The organism is Nitratidesulfovibrio liaohensis (assembly GCF_011682075.1).
GTDB classification, from domain to species: Bacteria; Desulfobacterota; Desulfovibrionia; order Desulfovibrionales; family Desulfovibrionaceae; genus Cupidesulfovibrio; species Cupidesulfovibrio liaohensis.
The window spans coordinates 1-2171 of sequence record NZ_VSMK01000440.1 but is presented as its reverse complement, the minus strand read 5'-3'; the positions used below and the strand labels follow the sequence as shown (position 1 = coordinate 2171).

Here is a 2171-nt window from a genome sequence, read left to right as displayed (position 1 = left end):
GGCCCGCGAAAGCACGGCCCCGGCGGATGCCGCGCGGGAGGGCGAAGCGCCATCGCCCGCGCTGGTGCTGGCCGACTGCGACGTGGACGCATCGGACCTGCACCTGCTGCTGGCACCCGTGGTGCGTGAACGGCACGACTTTCACAGCGGCGTGCTGGCCCGCATCGACGCGGCCCTCTGCACAGGCTGCGGCACCTGCACCGCAGCCTGTCGCTACGGCGCCCTGAACGCGCCGCCGCATGTGGCACGCGAAATGTGCGAAGGCTGCGCCGCCTGCGCCCACGTCTGCCCGGAAGGGGCCGTGGTGCTGGATGAACGCCACTGCGGCGAATGGTACGTTTCCGACACCCGCTTCGGCCCCATGGTGCACGCGGCGCTCGGCATCGGCGAGGAAAATTCCGGCAAGCTTGTCAGCACGGTGCGCAACCGCGCTCGCGAAATCGCCGAATCGCTGGGCGCGCGCACCGTGCTCATCGACGGCTCTCCGGGTGTAGGCTGCCCGGTCATCGCCTCGCTGGCCGGGGCCGACACGGCCTTGCTGGTAACGGAACCCACGGTCTCGGCCCTGCACGATCTGGAGCGGGTACATGCCCTGACCAGACATTTCGGCGTGCGCGCCGCAGTGCTGCTGAACAAGGCGGACATCCACACCGGCATGGCTCGCCAGATGGAGGCATACTGCGCGGGACACGGGCTGCCCCTGCTCGGCAGCCTGCCCCATTCGCCGACATTCATGGCCGCGCAGTTCGCCGGGCTTTCCGTGCCGGAATTCGCGCCCCATGCCGAAGGCGTTCTGTTCCGCGAGGTATGGAACAGCTTGCAGGCCATGACGACCACGACAACAGAGGCCTGACGGCAGCCGCCCACATCCCCGGCGGAACGCGCTCCACAATCGCCACCCTGCCTGCCCTACCCGTGCGGAATGGCACACCAAGGACAGCGCCCTTCTTTGCCGCAACATCCGTGTTTTTCCGAATCCCATCGACATGACATGAAAACCTGCGGTCCGTCAGCCGGACCGCAGGTTTTTCCTTACCCGCAAATCTCGTGCGATTGACAGAAAACGCACGGCGGCGCTATAGTCGCATGTGTAAATTTTCTAAAGATATTCGTGATCTGCGCGCAGGCCGCAGGGCGGAAAGGCCCCTCGGAGAAGCCTGAGGCGGAGACCGGCCACAGCGAGGTTCGTGATGCAAGACGATGTCGAACACCTGCTGAAACGGCACCAGGACGCCATGGAGCGCCATGAACGCACCATGCGCGAGGCCGAACGCAAGCGCCGCAGCGAAGAGGAGCGCCTGGAGCAGGCCTACGCGGCCTTGCGCGAGCGTCTTGCCGTCCAGCCCGACCCCGACGCCGGGGACGTGGTGCTGCCGCCCCCGCCCGGCATGGCCGGGCCTTCTCAGGGCACCCTTGGCGGGCTGCTGGGCAGTCTGCGCGCGCTGCTGTTCTGATTTTTCGCCATCAACGTGGCAAAACGCCGCCACCGGAATCGACCGGTGGCGGCGTTTTTTCCATGCCGCACAAAAGGCTGCCGCCCGCATGCCCGTCATGCCTCAAGGCGGGGCAGACCGTGTTTTTCAGACATGCACCAGAAGCGTGGGGGGCTACCGCCCCCGCAACTGCCGCTTGTCCCCAACCCGGATGGTCACGCGTTCCTTGTCGAAGTATTCCAGAAGCGGAATCACGTACTTGCGCGAAAGGCCGCCCGACAGTTCCTTGAACCCCGCCGGGTCCAGGTCGTCGTGGGTGTCGAACCATGCGGCCACGCGGGCCTTCAGGTCCGCCATCACCGGGCCGGGGAAGTACAGCCCGTCCTTCACCTTCACCAGTTCCCCGGCGTCCTGCAGCAGCTTGAACACCGCCGCAGCTTCCTTGAATTCCAGCCCCAGCGGGTCCAGCACGTCCTTCACGTTGGGCGGGCTGCTGCCCCCTTCCGCGTAGGCGGCGCGAATCTTGGCGCGCAGCCCCTCCTGGTCCGAGGCCAGCGACACCTTGTGCCCCGGCAGGCGCAGCACGTCGCCTTCGGCCACCAGTTCGCCCGCCTTCAGCAGTCGCTCGACGATGAAATGCACCAGTTTGGGATGCAGCCCGCGCCCCCACCCGGCGGCCAGCGCCCCGCGCGCCATGCCGGGCTTGAGCGGTTCGCGGGCGTGGTATTCCGCCGCGCG

General features: G+C 67.2%; 3 protein-coding genes. 2 read left to right on the top strand and 1 reads right to left on the bottom strand.

Annotated features, from left to right (window positions below; genetic code table 11):
* Nucleotides 1–853: 4Fe-4S binding protein (locus FVW27_RS13685; RefSeq protein ID WP_167126029.1), on the top strand; the 853-nt coding region annotated here is incomplete at its 5' end.
* A gap of 337 nt (nt 854–1190) precedes the next feature.
* Nucleotides 1191–1454 (top strand): hypothetical protein, encoded by a 264-nt coding sequence (locus FVW27_RS13680; protein ID WP_167126027.1) that lies wholly within the window; start codon nt 1191–1193, stop codon nt 1452–1454.
* A 153-nt stretch (nt 1455–1607) separates the two neighbouring features.
* Here FVW27_RS13680 and FVW27_RS13675 read toward each other — a convergent pair.
* Nucleotides 1608–2171, bottom strand: a 564-nt coding sequence (locus FVW27_RS13675; protein ID WP_208294791.1) for a SelB domain-containing protein, incomplete at its 5' end; no start/stop codon positions are given.